At 45.4% G+C, this 24,471-nt stretch carries 18 protein-coding genes and 1 tRNA gene; 18 read left to right on the top strand and 1 reads right to left on the bottom strand.

What is annotated here, in order from left to right; genetic code table 11:
• The first annotated feature begins 3 nt into the window (after positions 1-3).
• A complete protein-coding gene (locus tag JX580_RS07815) occupies positions 4-945 on the top strand; it encodes a hypothetical protein (RefSeq protein ID WP_248849989.1) in 942 nt (313 codons plus the stop codon).
• Positions 946-954: 9 nt separating this feature from the next.
• Here the strand turns inward: JX580_RS07815 and JX580_RS07810 are convergent, their stop codons facing one another.
• Complete coding sequence (locus JX580_RS07810; RefSeq protein ID WP_248849988.1) at positions 955-1,893, bottom strand: KpsF/GutQ family sugar-phosphate isomerase; 939 nt, start codon at positions 1,891-1,893, stop codon at positions 955-957.
• A gap of 181 nt (positions 1,894-2,074) precedes the next feature.
• On the opposite strand from JX580_RS07810, the gene JX580_RS07805 reads away from it, so the two are divergent.
• The 17 genes from JX580_RS07805 to JX580_RS07725 all read left to right on the top strand — a co-directional run bounded on the left by JX580_RS07805 (position 2,075) and on the right by JX580_RS07725 (position 24,469).
• Positions 2,075-3,031, top strand: a complete 957-nt coding sequence (locus JX580_RS07805) for an ROK family protein (RefSeq protein WP_248849987.1) — start codon at positions 2,075-2,077, stop codon at positions 3,029-3,031.
• Between the two features lie 30 nt (positions 3,032-3,061).
• Positions 3,062-4,327 carry a glucose-1-phosphate adenylyltransferase gene (glgC, locus tag JX580_RS07800; RefSeq protein WP_248849986.1) on the top strand — a complete coding sequence of 422 codons (1,266 nt, stop codon included), beginning with the start codon at positions 3,062-3,064 and terminating at the stop codon, positions 4,325-4,327.
• A 98-nt stretch (positions 4,328-4,425) separates the two neighbouring features.
• A complete protein-coding gene (locus tag JX580_RS07795) occupies positions 4,426-6,105 on the top strand; it encodes a glycoside hydrolase family 57 protein (RefSeq protein ID WP_248851902.1) in 1,680 nt (559 codons plus the stop codon).
• Between the two features lie 37 nt (positions 6,106-6,142).
• Positions 6,143-7,498, top strand: a complete 1,356-nt coding sequence (gene malQ / locus JX580_RS07790) for a 4-alpha-glucanotransferase (protein ID WP_248849985.1) — start codon at positions 6,143-6,145, stop codon at positions 7,496-7,498.
• Positions 7,495-9,666: a 1,4-alpha-glucan branching protein GlgB gene (gene glgB / locus JX580_RS07785; protein ID WP_248849984.1), complete on the top strand. Its 2,172-nt coding sequence runs from the start codon at positions 7,495-7,497 to the stop codon at positions 9,664-9,666. The genes malQ and glgB overlap by 4 nt, the downstream gene beginning before the upstream one ends.
• Positions 9,667-9,760: 94 nt before the next feature.
• Positions 9,761-11,233 (top strand): glycogen synthase GlgA, encoded by a 1,473-nt coding sequence (gene glgA, locus JX580_RS07780; RefSeq protein ID WP_248849983.1) that lies wholly within the window; start codon positions 9,761-9,763, stop codon positions 11,231-11,233.
• On the top strand, positions 11,234-13,729 hold the full coding sequence (locus JX580_RS07775; RefSeq protein ID WP_248849982.1) for a glycogen/starch/alpha-glucan phosphorylase: 2,496 nt from the start codon (positions 11,234-11,236) through the stop codon (positions 13,727-13,729).
• A 63-nt stretch (positions 13,730-13,792) separates the two neighbouring features.
• The gene (locus JX580_RS07770; protein ID WP_248849981.1) at positions 13,793-14,284 is read left to right on the top strand and encodes a CinA family protein; all 492 of its coding nucleotides are present in this window, start codon (positions 13,793-13,795) and stop codon (positions 14,282-14,284) included.
• Between the two features lie 155 nt (positions 14,285-14,439).
• Positions 14,440-15,486 (top strand): recombinase RecA, encoded by a 1,047-nt coding sequence (gene recA, locus JX580_RS07765; RefSeq protein ID WP_248849980.1) that lies wholly within the window; start codon positions 14,440-14,442, stop codon positions 15,484-15,486.
• A gap of 8 nt (positions 15,487-15,494) precedes the next feature.
• Complete coding sequence (locus JX580_RS07760; protein WP_248849979.1) at positions 15,495-15,968, top strand: regulatory protein RecX; 474 nt, start codon at positions 15,495-15,497, stop codon at positions 15,966-15,968.
• Between the two features lie 62 nt (positions 15,969-16,030).
• Positions 16,031-18,622, top strand: a complete 2,592-nt coding sequence (gene alaS / locus JX580_RS07755; RefSeq protein ID WP_248849978.1) for an alanine--tRNA ligase — start codon at positions 16,031-16,033, stop codon at positions 18,620-18,622.
• Between the two features lie 82 nt (positions 18,623-18,704).
• Positions 18,705-19,922, top strand: a complete 1,218-nt coding sequence (locus JX580_RS07750; protein ID WP_248849977.1) for an aspartate kinase — start codon at positions 18,705-18,707, stop codon at positions 19,920-19,922.
• Positions 19,923-19,993: 71 nt separating this feature from the next.
• A tRNA-Ser gene (locus JX580_RS07745) sits at positions 19,994-20,086 on the top strand.
• A gap of 376 nt (positions 20,087-20,462) precedes the next feature.
• The gene (cobU, locus tag JX580_RS07740) at positions 20,463-20,984 is read left to right on the top strand and encodes a bifunctional adenosylcobinamide kinase/adenosylcobinamide-phosphate guanylyltransferase (RefSeq protein ID WP_248849976.1); all 522 of its coding nucleotides are present in this window, start codon (positions 20,463-20,465) and stop codon (positions 20,982-20,984) included.
• Positions 20,985-21,014: 30 nt separating this feature from the next.
• On the top strand, positions 21,015-22,064 hold the full coding sequence (gene cobT / locus JX580_RS07735) for a nicotinate-nucleotide--dimethylbenzimidazole phosphoribosyltransferase (protein WP_248849975.1): 1,050 nt from the start codon (positions 21,015-21,017) through the stop codon (positions 22,062-22,064).
• A 69-nt stretch (positions 22,065-22,133) separates the two neighbouring features.
• On the top strand, positions 22,134-23,849 hold the full coding sequence (locus JX580_RS07730; RefSeq protein ID WP_248849974.1) for a putative bifunctional diguanylate cyclase/phosphodiesterase: 1,716 nt from the start codon (positions 22,134-22,136) through the stop codon (positions 23,847-23,849).
• Positions 23,849-24,469 carry a histidine phosphatase family protein gene (locus tag JX580_RS07725; RefSeq protein WP_248849973.1) on the top strand — a complete coding sequence of 207 codons (621 nt, stop codon included), beginning with the start codon at positions 23,849-23,851 and terminating at the stop codon, positions 24,467-24,469. The genes JX580_RS07730 and JX580_RS07725 overlap by 1 nt, the downstream gene beginning before the upstream one ends.
• The last annotated feature ends 2 nt before the right edge of the window (positions 24,470-24,471 follow it).

Here is a 24,471-nt window from a genome sequence, read left to right as displayed (position 1 = left end):
CTTATGTTAAAACGAACTTTAATTAAACCTTTGAGCAGCTTGGTTTTGCTATGCATGCCTTTGATGGCAGGTTGCTTGGATTCAAACAAAACCGAACTGAATACCACGGATAACACCGCCGAAAGTCAAATTGATTATGGGGTGGATTATCCTGCCAATGGTCAGACCATTGAAGCTCGTATGGACAGTTTGATCGAGGCTCAGGCGTTCGCCGAAGCATTTGAGTTTCATCATCGTCATCAATCAATTTTTCATTTATGGCATGATGAGGCCTTGACGATTACACCCGGTGTCGAAGTCGCTCGTGCCGGAACTTGTGATGGGGCGTTGAGGATTGAAGAGCCGGAGCAACGGCAGGAGGATAGCCCTTTTATTACGCTAGATTTTAATCATTATTGTAATCCGACGCCTTTATGGAATACTCACTCGGCAGAATGGGGTAAGCAGGTTTACACTGGCGATCAATCACTTTTTTGGGTTGATTTTATCGCTTATCGTAAACGAATGGACGGTTTCTATACCCTTGAGGTGGGTGGGCCGCTTCGGGTCGCGCGTGAAAATGGACAGCCTACTTATAACTACCAAAGTCTTGTGGTCAAGCAGGTTTCCAATCGCTCGGCAGAAACTCAGTCAGTTTTGCGTTATCAGGATTTCAAGGTAACCTTTATTGCGGACAGAGCCATTTACAATGGCAAGATTTATCATCCTAGTTATGGCTGGGTTGAGGTTTCAACAGGAGCGAATCTTGACACGGACCGTGTATTGACGGCCAGTGACCCTCGCCGGATTAACCGGCCGATTGAGGGTAAAATTATACTTGAAGGGCGAGCAGGGCGTGCCACCTTAACGTTTAATAATGACCAAACCTATAACCTAAGCCTTGAGTTGAACGCAGTTGGGGCTAGTCAACCTGCGCCGCTTACAAATCAGGCCTGGCCAGATTAAGCGGGCTAATCAGATGGCGAGGTTATAAATCTGAATGACTCCGGCAAGCTTGCCCTTTGCTGTGACCAGTAGTGATGTGATTTTATGCTGATTCATTAGGTTCTCCGCATCGGCTAGCATCGCATCGGCATCAATACTTCTAGGTTTCAGCGTCATAATATCCTTGGCGCGCAGTTTCATGATTTCAGCGGCATTGATTTCAAGTTGTCTCCTTAAGTCGCCATCGGTAATAATCCCTTCGCCTTCACCGACAATACACAAGCCTAAGCGACCATTGCTCATGGTGTGAATGACTTCAAGCATCGGCGCATCCGGTGAGACAATAGGCAGATTTTCGGTAGCCATTTCATCTCTGACTCGCGTTAAGAGCTTGCGCCCTAGGCTTCCTCCGGGGTGGAAACGCGCAAAGTCTTGTGGTTTAAAATCACGCGCCTGCATTAAAGCCACGGCTAGGGCATCGCCCATCACCAAGGTAGCGGTGGTTGATGAAGTGGGAGCCAACTGGAGGGGGCAGGCCTCTTTAGGTACGGCAATATTTAAGTGGTAGTTTGCATTTTTTGCTAGGGTTGAGCTGGGGTTGCCACTCATTGCGATAATACAGTTGCCGTTATCCCTTAAAAAAGGCAGTAAACGGATCAGTTCTTCGGTCTCACCTGAGTTAGAAAGTGCAAGAAAGACATCTTGAGCCGAAATCATGCCAAGATCACCGTGAAAAGCTTCCCCAGGGTGCATAAAAAAACTCGGAGTGCCGGTGCTGGCGAAGGTGGCGACCATTTTTTTTCCGATTAAACCGGATTTACCCATTCCGCAAACCACAACACGGCCTTTGGATTTTAAAATGGCATCAATCGCATATTCAAATTGTTCATCGAGCAGGAGGCTGAGGTTCTCAATCGCAGCGGCTTCGATTTCAAATACACTTTTTGCAATCTCTAAGTGATGACTCATAAACGCTTTCCTTTAATCATAGCTGGTTATTTTAACCAAAAGATCTGAACGATATGGAGTTATAGTGAGCCAATGCCTGCTTTAAATCAATTATGCAAACTTATGCGATGATCAATTGGAAAATTTAAAATAAAACCTGCTAAACTGTCTATTAACTAATTTCGCTATAAAGGGTGTGCATGTGTTAGTGTTAGCCGGTGATATTGGGGGTACTAAAGCCCTTTTGCAAGCTATTGACCTTAATAACCCAGGTAAGGTGCTGGCACAAGCCAAGTTTCCTAGCCAGTCGTATGACTCGCTGGAATCAATTATTCACACCTTTTGTTCTCACCATCATTTTACGCAGTTTGAAGCCGCATGTTTTGGGTTGCCTGGCCCTGTTTCTGGCCGCCAAGCGACCTTAACTAATTTGCCTTGGCGGGTAGATGCCGATGCATTGCAAGCTTCCGGTTACATTAATAAGCTAGAGTTGATTAACGACTTTCAAGCCGCAGCATTCGGAATCGATGCCCTGAGTACGGATCAATGGATCACCTTGCATCCAGGAGAATATGACGGGCGAGGTAATCGATTGGTGGTTGGTGCAGGAACAGGTTTAGGGGTCGCACCGGTTGTGCGCTGTTTGGATGGTTTTTGGCCGCAGCCCTGTGAGGGTGGACATATGGACTTTTCACCGCAAACTCCGGAACAGCAATCGCTGTTAGTCTGGCTCTGGCAGCTTTGGTCTCATGTGTCATCAGAACGTATTTTGTCGGGTGCGGGGCTGGAGGCTCTTTATGCGTTTTATGCTGACCTGCCTGTTAAAGATAGCCAGGCCTGGTTGTCTGCCCCGGTGATTCACCAGTTAGCAGAGCAGGGGGATATGACAGCAAAAAAAACCCTTGATAGTTTTGTTGAAATATATGGCGGTTATATTGGAAATCTTGCATTGCTTTGGCCCGCAAGAGCAGGAATTTATATTGCCGGTGGTATTGCAGCAAAAATAGAGCATTGGATGAAGCAGCCACAATTCCTTAGCGCACTCCATGCGAAGGGAAGAATGAGTAATTTGGTTAAATCTATGCCGGTGTATCTGGTCAAGGACGAAACCTTGGGACTCAGAGGCGCAGCAGTGCGTGCACTGCGCTTAGTCAGTTAAAAAAATTACCAATACAATAAGAGGATTTTTATGAAGAACTATACAGAAACAAAAAGTGCAACCGAACTAACCCGTAAAACTCTTGCGTTGGTATTGGCCGGCGGTGAAGGGAGTCGCCTAAAGGATCTGACGCGCTGGCGTGCAAAGCCTGCTGTTCCGTTTGGTGGCAAATATCGCATTATTGACTTTGTGCTTTCCAACTGTGTGAACTCGGGTATTCGTAAAATTGGTGTTTTGACACAGTACAAGGCGCATTCACTAATTCGTCATGTGCAGCGCGCTTGGAGCTTTATGCGTTATGAAGTGGGTGAGTTTGTTGAATTGTTGCCCGCTCAACAGCGAGTTGATAAGGAATGGTACAAAGGCACGGCTGATGCGCTTTACCAAAACTTAGATATTATGCGTCGTCATACGCCCGAATACGTTATGGTATTGGGCGGTGATCATATCTACTCTATGGATTATAGCAAGATGTTGGTTGAACATGCCAATTCAGGCGCTGATGTGACGATTGGGTGTATTGAGGTGCCACGTATGGAGGCAACCGGTTTTGGTGTGATGTCGGTAGATCAAGATTACCGAATCACTAAGTTTACGGAAAAACCTAAAGATCCTGAAGCCGTACCCGGTAAACCTGATATGGCACTCGCTTCAATGGGTATTTATATTTTTTCTACCGAGTTCCTGTTCCAAAAATTGATTGAAGATCATGATAATCCAAATTCATCAAACGACTTTGGTAAGGATATTATTCCATCTATTATCAATGACTGGCATGTGCGGGCTTATCCTTTCCAAGATGAAAAAGGGGAACCGGTTTATTGGCGTGATGTAGGTACACTTGAGTCCTATTGGAAAGCAAGTTTGGACCTTTGTTCGATTACACCGGAGTTAAATCTGTATAATCGAGATTGGCCAATTTGGACCTATCAAGCACAAATGCCTCCGGCTAAGTTTGCGTTTGATGACGAAGGCCGTCGTGGTGAGGCCATTGATTCGATGATTTCTGCAGGCTGTATTCTATCTGGTGCACGTGTCAAGCGTTCTGTCATTTCAAGCGGCTGCTTTATTCATAGTTTTTCTTTGGTTAAAGATTCTGTATTGCTGCCGCGGGTTGAGGTGGGGCGAAATTGTCGAATTCAAAATGCCATTATTGATAAGGGCACGGTCATTCCGGCTGGCACCATTATTGGTGAAGACCCAATAGAGGATGCGAAACGTTTTTACGTTGACGAAAAGGGTTTAGTGCTAGTGACTCCAGAAATGCTTGGTCAAAATATGCACTTTACCCGTTAAAACATTAATCAGGGCTTGTTAGAGAGCCCTCTAAACAAAGAGAGTTGTGCGTTAAAGTGGATCAAACCAAAAAAATTAAGCTTGTGCTTTGCTGGCACATGCATCAACCCCATTATCGTGATGGGCTAGATGGTGAATATCGTTTACCTTGGGTTTATTTGCATGCGATCAAGGATTATGCCGATATGGTCGCGCATTTGGAAGATTGCCCTCAAGCCAAGGTAGTTGTAAATTTTGCACCGGTTTTGCTTGAACAGCTGGATGATTATGCCTCGCAGATGAGCGCCTGGTTTGAATCTAAGCGACCGATGCAGGATACGCTGTTAAATTGGGTTGCGGGTGCCTTGCCTTTGCCGATGGAGTTGGAAGGCCGGAAGGAAATCATTTCAGCTTGCCAACGTGCTTTTGCGCCCACGATGATTGATCCGTTACCGCACTTTAAACATCTTTTGGAGATGATTCGTCCTTTTAGTCCTGATAGCGAGGACTATGATCAAACATTGATGTATTTGAGTGTCGATTATTTCCGTGATTTATTAATTTGGTATCACCTTTCATGGATGGGGGCGAGCGTTCGCCGTAAAGATAAGCGCTTAAAGAGCTTGTTAGCCAAACGCGGTGGGTTTACATCTGAAGATCAAGCTACGCTCATGCAGGTGATGGCGGATACGGTGAGTGGGATTATTCCTCGTTATCGAAAGCTGATGGAGTCAGGGCAGGTTGAATTATCCATGACACCTTATGGGCATCCGTTGGTTCCTTTATTGATAGATTTTGAATCGATGCGTGATGCTTTGCCTCATGCACCAGCACCAGAAAGTCCTGCTTATCCTGGTGGCTATGATCGCGCCTGTTGGCATATGGAGAAAGGAATGCAGGTGTTTACTGATCACTTTGGGGCCAAGCCTAAAGGGGTTTGGTTGTCAGAAGGGGCAGTCAGTTCACCGGCGATTGGCATGTTGGACTTTTTTGGCATTAAATGGAGCGCTTCCGGTGAGGGCGTTTGGCGACATAGTTGTGAGGCATCCCATTTGGATCACCATGATATTGCTTCCAAGCGAGCCTTGTATCAACCTATGCAGCAAGCTAGCAAAGATTGTGCGTTGTTTTTTCGCGACGATGGACTGTCTGACTTGATTGGTTTTCAGTATAAAGACTGGAATCCTGTTGATGCGGCTAATGACTTTGCGCATCATCTTGATAATATTGCCAATTTTCTGGGTGATAAGGTTGAAGAGCATGTTGTGACGGTTATTCTCGACGGTGAAAATGCTTGGGAGTATTATCGTGACAATGCCTATCATTTTTTGTCCGCTTTGTATGAGCGCTTGACTCACCATAGCAAAATACAAATGACTACGTTTAGCGAAGCCTTGGATAATGGTGCTAAACCACGTCATTTACCAATTTTAAAAGCCGGTAGTTGGGTATATGGTTCGTTTTCAACTTGGATTGGTGAAAAAGACAAGAACAAGGGTTGGGATTTGTTGGTTGAGGCAAAGCAGGCGTATGACCAGGTGCTAAAAAGCGCGAGCCTTTCAGCCGAGCAGCAAGCTTTAGCCACTGAGCAGTTAGCCATTTGCGAAGGCTCGGATTGGTTTTGGTGGTTTGGTGACTACAATCCTTCAGGAAGCGTTAATGATTTTGACCAACTCTACCGCCGACATTTGCAAAAACTATACAATTTATTAGATCTAACGCCGCCGGCGCATTTGGATATTCCCATTTCACAAGGCGGTGGTTTTATGGAAAATGCGGGAACAATGCGACGCAATTAATCAGTCTTGCTTAGGCATGGCTTAAAGAGAGGTAAACATGGCTCGATCAGCAGGGGTGTTATTGCATCCTACTTCCTTACCCAGTGGTGTATTAGATTACCAGGCCTGGGTGTTTTTAGATTGGATGCAGAAATCCGGCCTGTCTATTTGGCAAATGTTGCCTCTTACGCCACCGCATGATGATTTATCCCCTTACCAGAGTCTGTCAGCTTTCGCAATGAATCCGCGTCTGCTGCCCTCGGGTTGGCAAAAGCAGCTTGACGCTAAGGCCTTTGAAAACTATCAACTTTCTCCCCCTCATTGGTTAGAAGACTATGCCTTGTTTATTGTCTTGAAAGCAGAGTTTAATGGCCAGGGTTGGTTTGACTGGCCTGAAGCCTATCGTTATCGTGATGCAAAAGCTTTAGCCGATTTTGCAAAAAACCACAAGGTTGCGCTGACTAAAGTCAAAAAACAACAATTTCATCTCCAGCATATTTGGCAACAGCTTAAATCTGACGCCAATGCTAAAGGCATTGAAATGTTTGGCGATATGCCGATTTTTGTGGCTTATGACAGTGCAGATGTTTGGGCTAATCCAGATCAGTTTAAATTGGATGAAAATCTGCAACCCACGGTGGTCACCGGTGTGCCACCAGATTATTTTTCTGAGACAGGTCAGCGTTGGGGCAACCCGCACTACAACTGGAAAGTAATGCAGCAGGATGGGTTTCGCTGGTGGCGTTTACGCATTGAAGGTGCGCTGGAACAGTTTGATTTGTTACGCATCGATCACTTTAGGGGGTTAGAGGCGAGCTGGGAAATTCCGGCATCTGAACCAACGGCGATGAATGGTGAATGGGTGAAGGTTCCAGGTGGAGCCTTGTTAGAAAGGCTTCAGCAAGAGTTTGATCCTTTGCCTTTAGTAGCCGAGGACTTGGGTATTATTACACCTGAGGTCGTGGCATTAAAGAATCAATTTGATTTACCCGGCATGTCGGTATTGCAGTTTGGATTTAGCGGTTTGCCTGATAACCCCCATGCCCCCAATGAATTGACTGAAAACTCTGTGGTTTACACGGGAACGCATGACAATGACACTTCGCTGGGTTGGTTTAATACGCTTAATCCGGACACTCAAAATTGGATTTTGTCGCAAACGCGCCAAGATGTGGGTGACATGCCTTGGCCTTTGATCGCAACAGGAATGGACTCGGTGGCAGAGAGAGTTATTGTACCTATGCAAGATTTTATGGCGTTGAATGCAGAACATCGAATGAATACGCCGGGAACGACAGAAAATAATTGGCGTTGGCAATTTGATTGGGATGATTTACCTGATGGACTTGAACAAAGAATAAAAAACTTGGTCGTTTCAAGCCAGCGTTTAGCGCCTGAAAAAGGAGAAGCATGATTAATCCAACTCTAACACTTATTGAGCGCATGCAGCAAGGGCGTTTACACGATCCTTTTGAATTACTGGGGCCTCACCCTCAGCCGGTAGGCTGGCAAATCCGTGCCTGGTCACCTACCGCAACTGAAGTAAAGCTTCAGGGTCTTCATCGCATGAGACGGATAGAAGACACGGCTTGTTTTGTTGTTGACCTCACTGAAAAACAATATCAGGCATTACCGAAACATTATCGTTTGGACTGGCTTGAGGCGGATGGCTCAACGCATAGCATGGTTTCGCCTTATTCGTTTGAACCTTTGTTGGGTGAGTTGGACTTGCATTTATTTGCTGAAGGGCATCATTGGCAAATTTATCAGCATATGGGCGCTATTTTAAAGCAGGTTGATGGCATTGAAGGGGTGCAGTTTGCTGTTTGGGCTCCTTCAGCTGAGCGGGTTTCGGTAGTGGGAGATTTTAATGGCTGGCATGGCCTACGTCACCCAATGCGTTGTCGCGGCAGTTCCGGGGTTTGGGAATTGTTTATCCCCGGTTTACAGCCGGGTGATAACTATAAATTTGAAATACGTAATAATCAAACAGGATCGGTTTTCACCAAAACCGATCCTTATGCTAAATCAATGGAGTTACGTCCACATACGGCATCTATTATTACTGATACCCATTATGAATGGCATGACCAGGCCTGGTTAAAACAAAGAGAAGACGATGATTGGGCGCATAAGCCGATTAATATTTATGAGGTGCACCTGGGTTCTTGGCAAAAAGATGATCAGGGCAACTTTCTAAATTATCGTGAAATCGCGCACCGAATGGTTGAGTATGTTAAGTGGATGGGGTACACCCATATTGAACTTCTGCCGATCACTGAACACCCCTTTGATGGTTCTTGGGGTTATCAAACCTCCGGTTATTATTCGCCAACTCGCCGTTTTGGTTCGCCCGATGATTTCCGCTATTTTGTTGATCATTGCCATCAAAATGGTATTGGCGTATTTTTGGATTGGGTACCGGCGCATTTTCCGAAGGATAGTTTTGCATTAGCGCGGTTTGATGGCAGTGCTTTGTATGAACACGAAGACCCACGACTTGGTGAGCATAAGGACTGGGGTACTTACATCTTTAACTTTGGTCGTAATGAGGTGCGCAATTTCTTAATCGCCAATGCCCTTTATTGGCTTAAAGAATTTCACCTTGATGGTTTAAGGGTCGATGCGGTGGCATCGATGCTCTATTTGGATTATTCGAGGAATGCAGGAGAGTGGATCCCAAATATCCACGGTGGACGCGAAAATCTTGAAGCGATTGCGTTTATGCAGCAGTTGAATGCCGAGGTGCATAGTCAGCATCCGGGTACACTGGTGATGGCTGAAGAATCCACTTCTTGGCCTATGGTGTCGCGCCCTACATGGATGGGGGGCCTTGGTTTCTCGATGAAATGGAATATGGGTTGGATGAATGACACACTCGATTATTTCGAAAAAGACACGATTTATCGACCTTATCATCATAATCAACTTACATTTAGCCAGATTTATGCCTACAGTGAGAATTTTGTAATGCCGCTTTCGCACGATGAAGTAGTGCATATGAAGGGGTCCTTGGTAAATAAAATGCCGGGCGATACATGGCAGAAAATGGCCAATTTCCGATTGTTAATGGGTTATCAATTGCTTAATCCAGGTAAAAAACTTTTGTTTATGGGATGTGAATTCGCCCCTTGGAATGAGTGGAATGAAGCTGAAGCTCTGCCTTGGCATTATGTTGATCAACCCATGCATCGAGGTGCGCAATTGTTGGTGCGTGATATGAATCAGCTTTACAAAGCACAAGCGGCATTGCATCAATATGACTTTGATTCCAAAGGTTTTAGCTGGATTGATTGCCATGATCATGCACAATCAATTTTAAGTTTTGAACGACATAGTGACGATGAAACCTTGGTGTGTGTTTTTAATTTTACGCCTGTTCCTCGTTATGGTTACCGAATTGGTTTGCCGGAAACTGGCTGTTATCAAGAGATTGTTAATTCGGACTCCGAACTCTATGGAGGCAGTAATTTGGGTAATGCCGGTCAACTCCATTCTGAACCCCAGCCTTGGATGAATCGACCAGTTTCAGTTGAAATGACCTTACCTCCTTTAGGTTTTTTAGTCTTAAAAAAAGTGTAATTTAATTGATCTTATAGCTAGGCGTTTTGGAGTTGAAAGTGTGTGATTTCCAAAATGATAGAGATTGTAAAAAAGAAGAAATGAGTTGTTTTTTATGAAAGTCTTATATGCGAGTTCTGAAGCGCACCCCTTAATCAAAACCGGTGGTTTGGCTGATGTGGCAGGAAGTCTGCCGGATGCCATTGCTAAGCTTGGTCATAAGGTCAAGTTAGTTTTGCCTGCTTATCAAGCCATGACCGATCAGTTATGTCGAGTGAGCTTGTTAAGTCAATTTAATATTGGTGGTGCTGGGCGTAATTTGCAGGTACGCCTGTTAAAGGCTGAATTGCCGGACTTTAAATCGGATGTGTTGTTAGTCGATATTCCTGAGTTGTTTAATCGACCAGGAAACCCTTATTTGGGGCCCGATGGTCGCGACTGGTGGGATAACGGTGAACGTTTTGCGGTCTTTTCCAGGGTAGTGGCTGAAATCGCGATGGATCGAGCGGGTCTAAAGTGGAAGGCGGATGTGGTTCATGCTAATGATTGGCAAACCGGATTGGTGCCGGCTTTTTTATCACATGAATCTCAGCCACCTCGGACTTTGTTTACGGTACATAACATGGCTTATGCCGGCTATTTTCCTAAAAGCTTGTTTGATAGCCTTTGGCTGCCTTGGGAATGGTGGACCCCGGATGGCGTCGAGTTTTACAGTCAACTTTCGATGCTTAAAGCGGGTATTGCTTATGCGGACTGGGTGACCACCGTCAGTCCGACCTATGCTAAAGAAATCTGTTATCCGGAGTTGGCTTATGGTTTTGAAGGTATTCTAACCAAGCGTCAGGCTGAGGGGCGTCTAGTTGGTATTTTGAATGGTATTGACGATAAGGTATGGAACCCTGAAACCGATCGTTATATTTCCTATAATTATTCGGTAAAAAAAGGCCGTGTTAGCCAGAAAAAACGAAATAAAGAGGTGTTGCTTACATTGCTTGGCGATCATGACCCTCAATTGCATCTGGATAAACCGCTTATTGGTTTTGTCGGTCGGCTGGTTGAGCAAAAAGGCATCGATTTAATTTTGCAAGTGCTTCCTTCACTGCTTGAAGAACAGGATGTGCGTTTTGTATTTGTTGGGGCGGGTCAAGCGGATTATGAACATCAATTGCGGTTGTTGGCAGAGCAATATCCCGAACGCGTCTTTGTGCATATTGGCTATTCTGAACCCTTGGCACATCAGGTAGAAGCAGGTGCGGACATGTTCTTGATGCCATCACGGTTTGAACCCTGCGGTTTAAACCAAATGTACAGCTTGGCTTATGGTACCTTGCCGATCGTTCATCATACCGGTGGTTTAGCGGATACGGTGGTGAATGCCACCCCAGAGAATATAAAAAATAAAACGGCGACGGGTTTCATGTTATATGACCCTAACCCCCATGCGTTACGTGCGACCATTTTGCACGCGATATCAATTTTTAATAAGCCACGCAGTTGGCAGCAAATACAAAAAACGGGGATGGAGCAGCCGCTCAACTGGCAAAAAAGCGCCAAAAACTACGTTGAACTTTACTCAAAGGAATTATAAATGTCAAAATCCCACGCACCTTCTATGGACAAAATTAAACAACGCGTTGCTGATCGAATGAAAAATGATCAAGCGAGCCTTGAAACTGATTTCCTTCATTACTTGGAAAATAACCTTGGTCGTGAGCTGACTTCTGATAGGGATTATCAGCTTAAAGCCCTAGCGATGTTGGTTCGTGATCGACTGATGGGGCATTGGAAGGATACCTGGTCGCAATATCGTTGCCAAGCGACAAAACGTGCCTACTATCTTTCAATGGAGTTTTTGATTGGTCGCTCTCTAGTCAATAACATGCTTAACCTGGGAATTGAAGGTGAAGTAGGTGCGGCTCTAAAAGAACTTGGTTTAAGTATTGAAGAAATCGAGCAGGTTGAAATTGATGCGGGACTGGGTAACGGTGGGTTAGGGCGACTAGCGGCCTGCTTTATGGATAGTTGTGCGACCTTGCAGTTGCCGGTCATGGGGTATGGTTTGCGTTATGAGTATGGCATGTTCCGTCAGCGTATTCAAAATGGCTACCAAGTAGAAGAACCTGATCATTGGTTAGGTTTTAATGCCTATCCTTGGGAGGTGCAACGCCCAGAATATACTCGAACCATCAAGTTTGGTGGATTTTGTCGTCCTTATACTGATCCGCATACCGGTCATCTGATTGTTCACTGGGAAAATGCCGAAGAGGTGCTGGCTGTTCCGTTTGATGTGCCGATTCCCGGTTATAAAAATAGCACCGTTAATACCTTGCGCCTATGGGACGCGAGTGCAGCGGAGGAATTTAAACTGGATCAGTTTAATGCAGGCTCTTACTTCGAAGCGGTATCAGCAAAAAATGAAGCCAATAATATCACGATGGTGCTTTATCCGAATGACAGCAGTGAAAATGGCAAGGAGTTGCGTTTGCGTCAGCAGTACTTCTTGGTTTCAGCGAGTTTACAGGATGTGGTAGAGCAGTGGGTTAAATATCACGGTAAAGATTTTAGTGGTTTTGCGCAAGCCAATGTATTTCAGCTCAACGACACCCATCCAAGCTTGGCCGTTGCCGAATTGATGCGCATTTTACTGGATGATTATCATATGGCTTGGGACCAGGCCTGGTCTATTGTGACGCAAACCATGGCGTATACTAACCATACCTTGTTGCCTGAAGCTTTAGAGAAATGGTCACAGGATTTAATGCAACGTCTGATTCCGCGTCCTTTGGAAATTATTATGGAAATCAATCATCGTTTCCTAGCGGAAGTGGCGCTAAAGTGGCCCGGTAACCTAGAACGTCAGCGTAGTATGTCAATTTTTGATGAGCATGGGATGGTTCGCATGGCTTATCTAGCGATTGTTGGTAGTTATTCGGTTAATGGTGTGGCAGCCCTGCATTCACAACTATTGAAAGAAGGATTATTTAATGAGTTTTACCAGCTCTGGCCACACAAGTTCAACAATAAAACCAACGGTGTGACTCAGCGTCGCTGGATGGCCGCTTCTAATCCGGGCTTACGCCAATTGCTTGATGAAAAACTGGGCGAGCAGTGGGTAACTAACCTAAGCGAACTAAGTAACCTAAAACAGTTTATAAACGATAAAGCCTTTAGAAAACAATGGCAGAACATAAAGCTAGACAATAAGCAGCGATTAGCAGATTTAATTGAACACGAAACCGGAGTTCAGGTTCAAGCAGATGCGATGTTTGATGTTCAGGTTAAACGTATTCATGAATACAAACGCCAGTTGTTGAACGCGCTGCATATGATTCATCTTTACAACCGCATTAAGGCGGGAGATACAAAAAATTGGACGAATCGAGTGGTGTTGGTCGGGGGTAAAGCCGCGCCAGGCTATGCGATGGCCAAAATGATTATTAAGCTAATCAATGGTATTGGCCAGGTGGTGAATAATGATCCGGATGTAGGTGATAAGCTTAAGGTCGTATTTATTCCAAACTACCGTGTATCTTTTATGGAAATTATTTGTCCGGGTACGGATCTTTCTGAGCAAATTTCGACTGCGGGCAAAGAGGCATCAGGTACCGGTAACATGAAGTTTATGATGAATGGTGCGATTACGATAGGCACACTGGATGGGGCTAACGTTGAAATTCGTGAGGCCGTTACAGATGAGCACTTTTTCCTTTTTGGTTTAAAAACCGAGGAGGTCGAGGCATTAAAAGGGCATTATAACCCGCAGCAATTTATTGATCAGGATACTGATTTGCAAAAAGTGATGCAACTGCTAGAGGTAGGTCATTTTAATCAATTTGAGCCGGGTATTTTTGATGGCATTATCGCTTCGCTCAAAAATCCAGCTGATCAATGGATGACGCTGGCCGACTTCCGCAGTTATGTAGATACACAGGAAGCAGTGGCTCAAGCTTATCAAGACAAAGAACGCTGGACAAGCATGAGTATTATGAACACGGCCTGTAGTGGTGTTTTTTCAACCGATCGCACCATGACAGAATATAATAACGATATTTGGAAACTAAAGCCGATTCAAGTAGGCAATTAATTTGTTTGCTTGGGGTTTCTTAAGAATTAGAAACGAGCTTGTTGAAGGCGTTGGAGAGTAAGGATGATGGATGAACGGAAGGTGTCTGAGTTAGGAGAGGCCTTAAAAAAGCATAAAATGATGGTGGTCACGGCTGAGTCTTGTACTGGTGGCATGATTGCCGAGGCCTTAACGTCGGTAGCCGGAAGTTCGTCTTGGTTCGATCGTGCTTATGTGACCTATAGCTATGAGTCTAAAAAAGAAATGTTGGGTGTTCACGAGACAACTATTCAACACCATGGGTCAGTCAGCGAAGAGTGTGTTACCGAGATGGTTTTAGGTGCTTTGCAGCAATCTCATGCTCAGGTGAGTGTCGCTTGTAGTGGTATTGCGGGTCCTGGTGGAGGGTCACCGGATAAACCGGTAGGCACTGTCTGGTTGGCATGGGCTTGTCAAGGTCAATCCGATATTAAGACTCGATTAATGCATTTTGAGGGAGATCGTGAGGCGATACGAAAACAAACGACTCAGGTTGCATTAGAGGGGATTTTGGACATCCTTGAAGCACGAAAATAGAATCTTATATCGGGCTTTTCAGATTAAAATTCGCTATTATGTGATCTTTAATTATGAGATAATCCTTGACCAAAATTCATAAAAAGGCTTTGCTTGAACCTTCAGGCAAAGCTTTTTTGTTGTAAAAAATTGTGAGTAAAACAAAAGGAATCCTAATGGACGAGAATAAACAAAAAGCGCTGGCGGCGGCATTGGGTCAGATCGAGAAGCAATTTGGTAAAGGCTCGATTATGCGAATGGGTGATTCAACCGCATCGCGTGATATTGAGGCCATCTCAACAGGTTCATTAGGATTGGATATCGCTTTGGGCATCGGTGGTTTACCTAAAGGGCGGGTTATCGAAATTTATGGCCCGGAGTCTTCAGGTAAAACAACCTTAACGCTTCATGCTATTGCTGAAGCACAGAAAGCCGGTGGTGTAGCGGCCTTTATTGATGCAGAGCATGCTCTTGATCCAAGTTATGCTGAAAAACTGGGTGTTGATGTTGACAATCTATTGGTTTCACAGCCGGATACGGGTGAGCAGGCATTAGAAATTGCTGACATGCTGGTGCGCTCCGGCGGTATTGATATCGTTGTTATTGACTCGGTGGCTGCCCTGACACCTAAAGCTGAGATTGAAGGCGATATGGGTGACTCGCATATGGGGTTGCAAGCTCGTTTGATGTCACAAGCTTTGCGTAAACTCACTGCGAATATCAAACGTACCAATACGCTGGTTATTTTTATCAACCAAATTCGTATGAAGATTGGCGTGATGTTTGGTAGTCCTGAAACCACAACCGGTGGTAATGCGTTGAAGTTTTATGCCTCCGTTCGCTTGGATATCCGTCGTATTGGCGCGATAAAAAAAGGCGAAGAGATTCTAGGTAACGAAACACGTGTTAAGGTGGTTAAAAACAAGGTCGCCCCCCCTTTCAAGCAAGTTGAGTTTGATATTCTTTATGGTCAGGGTATTTCTCGTGAAGGAGAGATTGTTGACCTGGGTGTTCAACAGAAGCTGATTGATAAAGCGGGAGCCTGGTATAGCTACAATGGCGAAAAAATTGGCCAAGGTAAGGATAATGCGCGCCAGTATTTACGTGATAATCCTGAAATTTCTCAAAGCTTGCAGCAGCAGCTTAAAGGCTTGCTGATGCCTAAGCCAGGTAGCCAATCATCAGCGAAAGCTGAGTTCGATTTGGACGAGATTGCTGATTAATTTGTTTAATGTTTGAGCAGAATGAAGATCAGGGTTTGTTTAAAACACTGGTCAATCGGGCGCAGTATCTGCTGGCGATGCGGGAACATGGTGCTAAAGAACTCAGCAATAAGCTGATCCAAAAGTTCCCTGAGCTTGAACAGCGACCAGGCCTGGTTGAAAAGGTGGTCAGCTATTGTCAACAGCAGAACTGGCAATCTGATGCGCGTTATATTGAATCCTATGTTCGTCAAGCCATGGAAAAGGGTCAAGGCGCATTGAAAATTCGCCAGGGCTTAAGCCAAGCCTCTGAGAATGGAGTTCTAATTGCTGAATCCTTGGCATTTGATGATGAGGTTTGGATTGAACTCGCGCGTGCAGTGTTAGAGAAAAAGTATGGTGAAACCACAGCGCCCCTTGAGGCGAAAGAACGGGCAAGGCGCTTAAGGTTTTTACAAAGTCGAGGCTTTAGTGCTTCGCAATGTTACAAAGCATTTTGTTGAATTTAACAGGGCTCAATATTGAGTCAAACTAACAGATTTTGATTAATTAGGTTTATTTTAAGATGACCAGTGCAGAACTTAGACAGGCTTTTATCGATTTTTTTGCTGAAAAAAACCACACGCCTGTGCATTCCAGTCCAGTCATACCGGCTGAAGATCCGACCCTGCTTTTTACCAACGCAGGCATGGTGCAATTCAAAGACACCTTTTTAGGTTTAGAGCAGCGTGATTATCACCGCGCCGTTAGTGTTCAGCGTTGTATTCGTGCTGGTGGCAAGCATAATGACCTTGAAAATGTCGGTTATACCGCACGTCATCACACTTTCTTCGAAATGCTTGGTAATTTTAGTTTTGGCGATTATTTCAAGCGTGAAGCCATTGCTTTTGCTTGGGAGTTTTTAACCCAACGTCTTGGTTTGCCTGAAGAAAAGTTATGGGTGACTGTCTTTGAAGAAGATGATGAGGCCGCAGATATTTGGTTAAAAGAGCTTGGCGTGAGTGCGCAGCGTTTTTCACGCTGTGGTGCTAAGGATAACTTCTGGTCTATGGGTGATACCGGACCTTGTGGGCCCTGTACCGAAATTTTCTATGATCATGGTGCGGATGTAGCGGGAGGTCCTCCCGGTTCACCCGATGAAGACGGTGATCGTTATATCGAGATTTGGAATTTGGTATTTATGCAGTTTGACCGTTCAGCGGATGGAACACTGACACCTTTGCCAAAGCCTTCGGTCGATACAGGTATGGGCTTGGAGCGTTTAGCTGCAGTGTTACAAGGTGTGCATAATAATTATGATATTGACTTGTTTAAAAGCCTAGTTAAAGCGGCGTCTGAGGCCACCGGTGAACCTAATCTAGCGAATAGTTCATTGCGTGTGATTGCAGACCATATTCGTTCCTGCGCCTTCACTATTGTTGATGGCGTATTGCCGTCAAACGAAGGGCGTGGTTATGTACTGCGTCGAATTATTCGTCGGGCGATTCGTCATGGCTATAAACTAGGTCAAAAAGGTGTGTTTTTCCATAAGTTAGTCGCTCCTTTGGTTGCTGAAATGGGTGTGGCCTATCCGGAACTAAAAGCCAAACAAGCTGAAGTTGAACGCGCTTTGTTATTGGAAGAAACGCGCTTCGCTGAAACCTTAGAAAATGGCATGAGTCTGCTTGAAGAGGTGATCGCGGAATTGGCCGGTAAAGAGATTCCAGGAGAGGCTGTATTTAAGCTATATGATACCTATGGCTTCCCGCTTGATTTGACGGCAGATATAGCGCGTGAGCGAGGATTAACCATCGATGAAGCAGGATTTGAGCGGGCCATGGAAGCCCAGCGTGAACGTGCGCGCGCAGCAAGTAATTTTGCGTCTCAAGGACAGGTTCGCGTTAACTTTGAAGGTTCAACTCAGTTTATCGGCTATGATCAAGACTCAGCAGAAGTGACGATTTTAGCGATTTACCAGGACGGTCAATCCATTGAACGATTAGATGAAGGCCAAGCAGGCCTGGTTATTCTGGATAAAACGCCTTTCTATGCTGAGTCGGGCGGTCAAGTTGGTGATAAAGGCTCGCTTACCGAAGGTATGCACAGTTTTCATGTTAATGATGTCCAAAAGCAAGGCAATTTATTTTTACATCTAGGCGAGGTCACCGCTGGGCATCTTGTGGTGGGGCAGCAGGTTGAAGCACGGATTGATGTTCAAGCACGACGCGCTTCAGAACGTAATCACTCAGCCACGCATCTTTTGCATGCTGCTTTGCGCACGCTATTAGGCACGCATGTGGCGCAAAAAGGTTCTTTGGTTTCGGCTGATCGATTACGCTTTGACTTTGCCCATTTTGAGCCCATTTCGACCGAGCAGTTGCGTCAAATTGAACAGTTGGTTAATCACAATATCATGCTTAATCTTCCGGTCGGTACCCAGCAAATGGACATAGATGCAGCCAAACAAATGGGTGCCATGGCTTTGTTTGGTGAGAAATATGGTGATGTAGTTCGTGTGGTGGATATGGGTGAGTTCTCTATTGAATTGTGTGGTGGAACCCATGTCAGATCAACGGGAAACATTGGCCCCTTCCGCATTCTATCTGAAGGCGGCGTTGCTTCTGGAGTCAGACGTATTGAAGCGATCACCGGTGAAGGTGCTTGGCAAACCATCTATCAATTAGAGTCGGTGATTTCACAAGTCGCCTCAGTTATCAAAGCCGATAAAGCTCACTTAGTGGATAAGGTTAGCCAATTGGTGTCGAGCCAAAAAGAATTAGAAAAACAACTGCAGCAGCTAAACTCACAGTTAGCGGCTAATCAAGGCGAAGAAATTCTTCAACAGGTTAAACAGCTAAATGGTATTAATTTGTTGGCAGCTGAAATGACCGGTGCGGATAGTGCAATGTTACGTGAAACCTTGGACAGGTTGAAAGATAAACTTGAGCCAGCGGTTATAATCCTTGCCGCAGTAGATGGCGATAAGGTCAGTCTTGCTGCCGGCGTCAGTAAAGCCATAACCGATCGCTTTAAAGCAGGTGAGTTGGTTAATCATGTAGCCCAACAAGTGGGTGGCAAAGGCGGTGGTCGCCCTGATATGGCGATGGCAGGTGGTAAAGAACCTCAGCATCTTGCTTCGGCGCTTGCGTCGGTACAGGCATGGGTGGAATCCAAATAAACTCTGTTTAATCTGTCTTGGATTCCACTTAATTGAAACAAAAGGCAGGGTAAACATTTAAAAACTAAAGGGCATAGATAATATGGCTTTAATTGTCCAAAAATACGGTGGCACCTCGGTTGGCTCGTTGGAACGCATCCAAAATGTAGCTAAAAAAGTGTCAAAATTTGTCGATGAAGGTCATCAAGTCGTGGTTGTTTTGTCAGCCATGTCTGGCGAAACCAATCGTTTGACTGAAATGGCTAAGACAATGCAAGCGCGTCCGTCTAAGCGTGAAATGGATATGTTGCTCACGACGGGTGAGCAAGTCACGATTGCGCTGTTGAGTATGGCTTTACAAGAAAAGGGTTATGGCGCTATTTCTTACACCGGTTGGCAAATTCCGATCCAGACTGATGAGGTGCATACAAAAGCACGCATTGATAGCATTAACGCCGATAAAATTCACGAACAGCTTAACCAAGGCAAGGTGGTCGTGGTTGCAGGATTCCAAGGGGTTACGGCAAATGGAGATATTTCTACTTTAGGCCGAGGGGGTTCGGATACCACCGCGGTTGCTCTAGCCGCAGCATTAAAAGCGGATGAGTGTCAAATTTACACTGATGTTGATGGGGTTTACACCACCGATCCACGTGTCGTGCCTGAGGCGCGTCGTCTAGAGACGATTACCTTTGACGAAATGCTTGAAATGGCCAGTTTAGGCGCGAAGGTATTACAAATACGTTCAGTTGAATTTGCCAGTAAATATAAAGTTCCGTTACGCGTTTTATCCTCTTTAACTGAAGGCGGCGGCACATTAATAACTTCTGAGGACAATAACATGGAAAAACCACTTATTTCGGGGATTGCGTTTAATCGTGATGAATCTAAATTGCAGATTCGCGGTGTACCCGATAAGCCAGGGATTGCTTTTGCACTCTTGGGACCCATTGCCGATGCTAATATCGAAATTGATATGATTATTCAAAACCAAGGCCAAGATGGAACCACCGATTTTACCTTTACGGTTCCACGTGGTGATCGTGCCCATGCGTATGAAATTCTTGAAACGATTGCTAAAGATTTAGGTGCACGCGAAGTCATTTTTGACGATAGCATAGCTAAGGTCTCTTTGGTTGGGGTCGGTATGCGTTCACATGTTGGGATTGCGAGTCGCATGTTTAAAGTCTTGGCGGATCAAAACATTAATATTCAAATGATTGCGACTACTGAGATTAAGATTTCTGTGGTGATAAAAGAGTCTGAATTAGAGGCAGCAGTTCAGAATCTGCATCAGAAGTTTGAACTGGATAAAGTTTAAGTTTTAGCCCGTATATTCCAGTTAAGGGCTTTACATCCCGTTTAATAAATTGTAATATACGCGCACTAATTGGAGACGTGGCCGAGAGGCTGAAGGCGCTCCCCTGCTAAGGGAGTATAGGGTTTGTAGCTCTATCGAGGGTTCGAATCCCTCCGTCTCCGCCATTACACTTAAAAAGCCCGCTTATGCGGGCTTTTTTTATCTAGAAAAATTCATCAAAAACTCCTGTAAATAAAGTTTTAACGATTATGATCAAGCTAATCATCAATTAGTTGGTGAGTGTTTGGGCTTGAAATATGACTTCTGGTTGTTTCATTGTTTATTAATTTCTTAGGTAAAGTACATGGGTAGGCTATCTAAAATAATCAAATAAACCACTTTGGGTTTTATTCGATTATTTTTCACGGGGCCTGGCTGTTATAATCAACATAAGTTAATACTTGGTATTAATGCCATTTAGCTTTTTGTTAAAAGCCCGATTTCGCTCGGGTTTTTTATTGCATAAAGCTAACAAAACAATCCCTTTGCTTGGAGGTATTCTTGGCTATTCATCTGATTTTGGGTGGCGCTCGTTCGGGTAAAAGCGCTTATGCTGAACAACTTGCCAAACAGTTTGCAGCCTTGCAGTGTGCTTCGGTTTGTTATATCGCCACGGCGCAGGTACAGGATGTTGAAATGCAACAGCGCATCGCGCACCATCAAGCGAGCAGGCCTGCTGGTTGGCAAACCTATGAAGTTCAAACTGACTTAGCCGGTGCACTGCTTCAACAGCCGCAGGAGGGTGTGGTGATCATAGATTGTTTAACCCTCTGGTTGATGAGCTGTTTTAGTCAGTATCCGACGATTAATCAAGCGGCGATTGATGAGTTTATGGCCGCTTTGTCGGTGTTTAAAGGCGAGCTTTATATGGTGTCCAATGAGGTTTCAATGGGGGTCGTGCCAATGGGGGCGATCTCGCGAGATTATGTGGATGCCCTAGGGCGGATGCATCAGCATATTGCCGCTATGGCTGACCGAGTGACGCTGATGGTTGCCGGTATTCCGATGAAGGTTAAAGGATAGCAAGGGTAATAAGGATAACAAGGATTAAACATGTCAGATAAATGGATACAGCAGCCGATCAAATTACTCGATGAGCAGGCGGCGGAGTCGGCGCGTTTGCGTCAGGCGCAATTGACTAAGCCAGCCGGTTCGCTTGGCCGATTAGAAAAGCTGGCCATAGCTTTAGCGGCAATGCAGGGAACCGAGCAACCGCAAATGCGCAAGGCTTGGGTGAGTGTATTTGCCGCTGATCATGGCTTAGCACAAGCCGGTGTGTCGGCTTTTCCAGCCGAAGTGACCGCACAAATGGTACATAACTTTTTGAACGGCGGGGCGGCGATTGCGGTGTTAGCCAAACAGCAGCAAATGGCGTTTGAGGTGGTCGACGTGGGCGTTAATGCTGAATTTACACCCCAACCAGGCCTGGTGATCGCGAAGGTAGCTAAAGGCACGGCATCGAGTTTAACCGGTACAGCCATGACGGATTCGCAATGTCTCGCGGCGTTGGAGGTCGGCAAACAGGCGGCTGATCGCGCTTTTCAAGCGGGGGTCGATTGTTTTATTGGTGGTGAAATGGGCATTGGCAATACCGCTGCAGCGAGTTTACTGATTGCTAAGCTAACGGGGTCGGATTTAGCGCCTTTGGTCGGTGCCGGTACCGGGTTGGATGCGATCGGATTAGCGCATAAGCGTCAGGTGCTCGCGCAAGTGATGGCGCAGCATCAAGCGTTGGATGCACGCGATCCTTTAGCGGTGTTAGCCTGTTTGGGTGGGTTTGAAATCGCGGCGCTAGCCGGGGCGTATTTGCGCTGTGCGCAATTGGGTTTGCCGGTGTTGGTGGATGGCGTGATTACCACCGCCGCAGCCTTAGTCGCGGAACAGCTCGCGCCCGGGGCCAAACACGGGTGGCTGTTTAGTCATCGTTCGGTTGAACCTGCGCATCAAGCCTGTTTTGACGCCCTTCAAGTTCAGCCTTTATTACAACTCGATCTGCGTTTGGGTGAAGGCTCGGGTGCGGCTATTGCTTGGCCTTTATTGCAGCAGGCCTGCTGGTTACATAATCAGATGGCAACCTTTGCTGAGGCGGGTGTGGCGGGATAAACCGGATGTATATTAAGATGCATCCATGTAAAACACATAATAAAAAATAAAGTTATTCGAGGATATCTCATGCACAGTATGACTGATCATGAAACGCTTAGATTATTACAAAATATTATTGACCATGTTCCGGTGCGTCTATTTTGGAAAGATAAAGATGGACGTTACTTGGGGGCGAATAAGCTATTTTTAACCGATGCACAGCTCAGTGCTGATGAACTGCTGGGAAAAACCGATTTTGATTTACCTTGGACACCAGAGAAGCAGCAGGCTTATTTTGATGAAGATAAGCGGCTAATTGAGCAGGGCAAGGCTTTATTAGCGCGTGAAGATCACGATTTAAATATTCAAGGCGAACAGCGGGTGTGGCTGACATCTAAAGTGGCTTTGCGTGATGAACAGGGTCAAGTGATCGGTATGTTAGGCAGTTATGAAGACATCACCAACTTGCGAATGATGGAAACGCAGTTAGAAAAGCAGGCCGCTTTACTGACTCACCAGCGTTATCATGACAGCTTAACCCAGTTAGCGAACCGTGTTTTGTTGCAAGATAGATTGCATCATGCGATTGAAAAGTGTCGTTTGCATCAACAGCATTTCTCGGTTTATTTTATTGATTTGGATATGTTTAAGAAAATCAATGACTCCTTGGGGCATGAGCTGGGTGATAGAGTGCTGTGTGAGCTTTCAAGGCGTTTAAGCTTTTTAATTCAGGGTGAAGATACGTTGGCGCGTTTGGGTGGTGATGAGTTTGTTATTTTGTATGAGTCATTTGAACAGCTGCATGAGATTAGTTTGTTAGCACAGAAAATTAATCAAGTGATTGCTCGGCCTATCAAGATTGCAGAGCATGAGTTTTATTTGTCGGCCAGCATTGGTATTAGCCTGTATCCACAAGATGGTCAAAATACTGAAGACCTGTTGCGCTGTGCGGATGCTGCCATGTTTCGTGCTAAGGATTTAGGGCGAAATCAGTTTCAGTTTTATACCGAAGATTTAACCCATAAAGCGGTTGAGCATATGGCGATTCAGGCCGGGCTTAGGCAAGCATTAAAACGTGACGAGTTCGAGGTCTATTATCAACCTCAGATTGATGGTTATTATGACACGATTGTTGGTATGGAGGCCTTGGTGCGTTGGCTCCATCCTCAGCAAGGACTTTTGTCCCCGGCGAAGTTTGTGCCGATTGCTGAAGAGGCCGGAATTATGTGGGAAGTCGACCGCTGGGTGATTAATCGGGCTACTCAGCAGTTTAAGCAGTGGATAGATCAGGGTTTGAACCCGGGCAAGCTGTCATTGAATTTAAGTGTTAAGCAATTGCAGCAAGCTGATTTTATTGAATGGCTTGATGCCTGTTTGCAAAAAAATGAATGCTTGCCGCAATGGTTGGAATTTGAGTTAACTGAAACCGAGTTGATGACCCATTTTGAGCTGATGAATGCGCGATTTATGGCATTGGAAGCGATGGGTATTAGTTTAGCGATTGATGATTTTGGTACCGGTTATTCATCCCTGGCCTACCTAAAACGCTTGCCGGTGAAGAAAATTAAAATGGATAAGTCGTTTATTCGTGATTTACCAAACGATGAAGAAGACGCTGTGATTACACGAACTATGATTGCGATGGCAGAACAGTTGGGCTTAAAGGTCTTAGCAGAAGGGGTGGAAACCCCGGCACAGCGCGCTTTTTTATTACGTGAACAGTGTCCGATGATTCAGGGCTTTTTATATAGCCAACCGGTAGATGTCCAACACATGACGGACTTGCTGGTTAAAGGCTTCTGATGTCTTTAAAGCAACATATTTATCTGGTTCGCCATCCTGCTTTAATGGCACAGTTCTCAGGGACACCGTTTATTGGGCGCACCCATTGTTTAGCGGAGGCTGACAGTGCATTACGACTGCAGCAAGCCTTGTTGGCGTTGAAGGTGGATAGACTGGTGAGCTCACCTTTAGCGCGCTGTGCGGGTTTAGCGCAGGACTTAGCAGCGCAAATGCAGCGTCCTTTGCTATTGGATGGCAACTGGCAAGAGCGCGATTGGGGCGCGTGGGATGGCTGTGCCTTAGCCGATCTTAATCCCCAAGCCTTGCAAGCCTATTACGATGAACCATTTGACTATGCTATTCCTCAGGCTGAAACTTTTGCGGCGATGCAAAGCCGTATTCAGCAGGCCTGGTTGGATTTGGTCGCGTTAAAGCAGGATGTGTTGTGTATTTGTCATGGCGGGCCGATGCGTTTGGTGTTGCAGCAGCAATTAGGTTTAGCAAATGAGGCGTTGTTCCAGTTGAAAATCGATTATGGTACTTTGATTGGATTTGAGGTGCATCACACCGAACAGGGCGTGTTTAGTCAATTATGTCTAATGCAGCCTCTGTTAGAACGCAGGTTAGATAGCAAGGGCTAGGT

It is taken from the genome of Thiomicrospira microaerophila (assembly GCF_023278225.1).
Taxonomy (GTDB): domain Bacteria; phylum Pseudomonadota; class Gammaproteobacteria; order Thiomicrospirales; family Thiomicrospiraceae; genus Thiomicrospira; species Thiomicrospira microaerophila_A.
Note: the sequence above shows the minus strand (reverse complement) of the source record. Positions and strands in the feature narration are given on the sequence as shown.

Bases quoted from the DNA above. Each gene is read 5' to 3' on its own strand.
- JX580_RS07810 (WP_248849988.1), bottom strand. From the start codon at position 1,893: ATGAGTCATCACTTAGAGATTGCAAAAAGTGTATTTGAAATCGAAGCC.
- cobT (WP_248849975.1), top strand. From the start codon at position 21,015: ATGTCAGATAAATGGATACAGCAGCCGATCAAATTACTCGATGAGCAG.
- glgA (WP_248849983.1), top strand. From the start codon at position 9,761: ATGAAAGTCTTATATGCGAGTTCTGAAGCGCACCCCTTAATCAAAACC.
- JX580_RS07815 (WP_248849989.1), top strand. From the start codon at position 4: ATGTTAAAACGAACTTTAATTAAACCTTTGAGCAGCTTGGTTTTGCTA.
- JX580_RS07760 (WP_248849979.1), top strand. From the start codon at position 15,495: ATGTTTGAGCAGAATGAAGATCAGGGTTTGTTTAAAACACTGGTCAAT.
- malQ (WP_248849985.1), top strand. From the start codon at position 6,143: ATGGCTCGATCAGCAGGGGTGTTATTGCATCCTACTTCCTTACCCAGT.
- JX580_RS07795 (WP_248851902.1), top strand. From the start codon at position 4,426: ATGCATCAACCCCATTATCGTGATGGGCTAGATGGTGAATATCGTTTA.
- glgC (WP_248849986.1), top strand. From the start codon at position 3,062: ATGAAGAACTATACAGAAACAAAAAGTGCAACCGAACTAACCCGTAAA.
- JX580_RS07750 (WP_248849977.1), top strand. From the start codon at position 18,705: ATGGCTTTAATTGTCCAAAAATACGGTGGCACCTCGGTTGGCTCGTTG.
- recA (WP_248849980.1), top strand. From the start codon at position 14,440: ATGGACGAGAATAAACAAAAAGCGCTGGCGGCGGCATTGGGTCAGATC.
- alaS (WP_248849978.1), top strand. From the start codon at position 16,031: ATGACCAGTGCAGAACTTAGACAGGCTTTTATCGATTTTTTTGCTGAA.
- glgB (WP_248849984.1), top strand. From the start codon at position 7,495: ATGATTAATCCAACTCTAACACTTATTGAGCGCATGCAGCAAGGGCGT.
- JX580_RS07775 (WP_248849982.1), top strand. From the start codon at position 11,234: ATGTCAAAATCCCACGCACCTTCTATGGACAAAATTAAACAACGCGTT.
- JX580_RS07725 (WP_248849973.1), top strand. From the start codon at position 23,849: ATGTCTTTAAAGCAACATATTTATCTGGTTCGCCATCCTGCTTTAATG.
- JX580_RS07730 (WP_248849974.1), top strand. From the start codon at position 22,134: ATGCACAGTATGACTGATCATGAAACGCTTAGATTATTACAAAATATT.
- JX580_RS07770 (WP_248849981.1), top strand. From the start codon at position 13,793: ATGATGGATGAACGGAAGGTGTCTGAGTTAGGAGAGGCCTTAAAAAAG.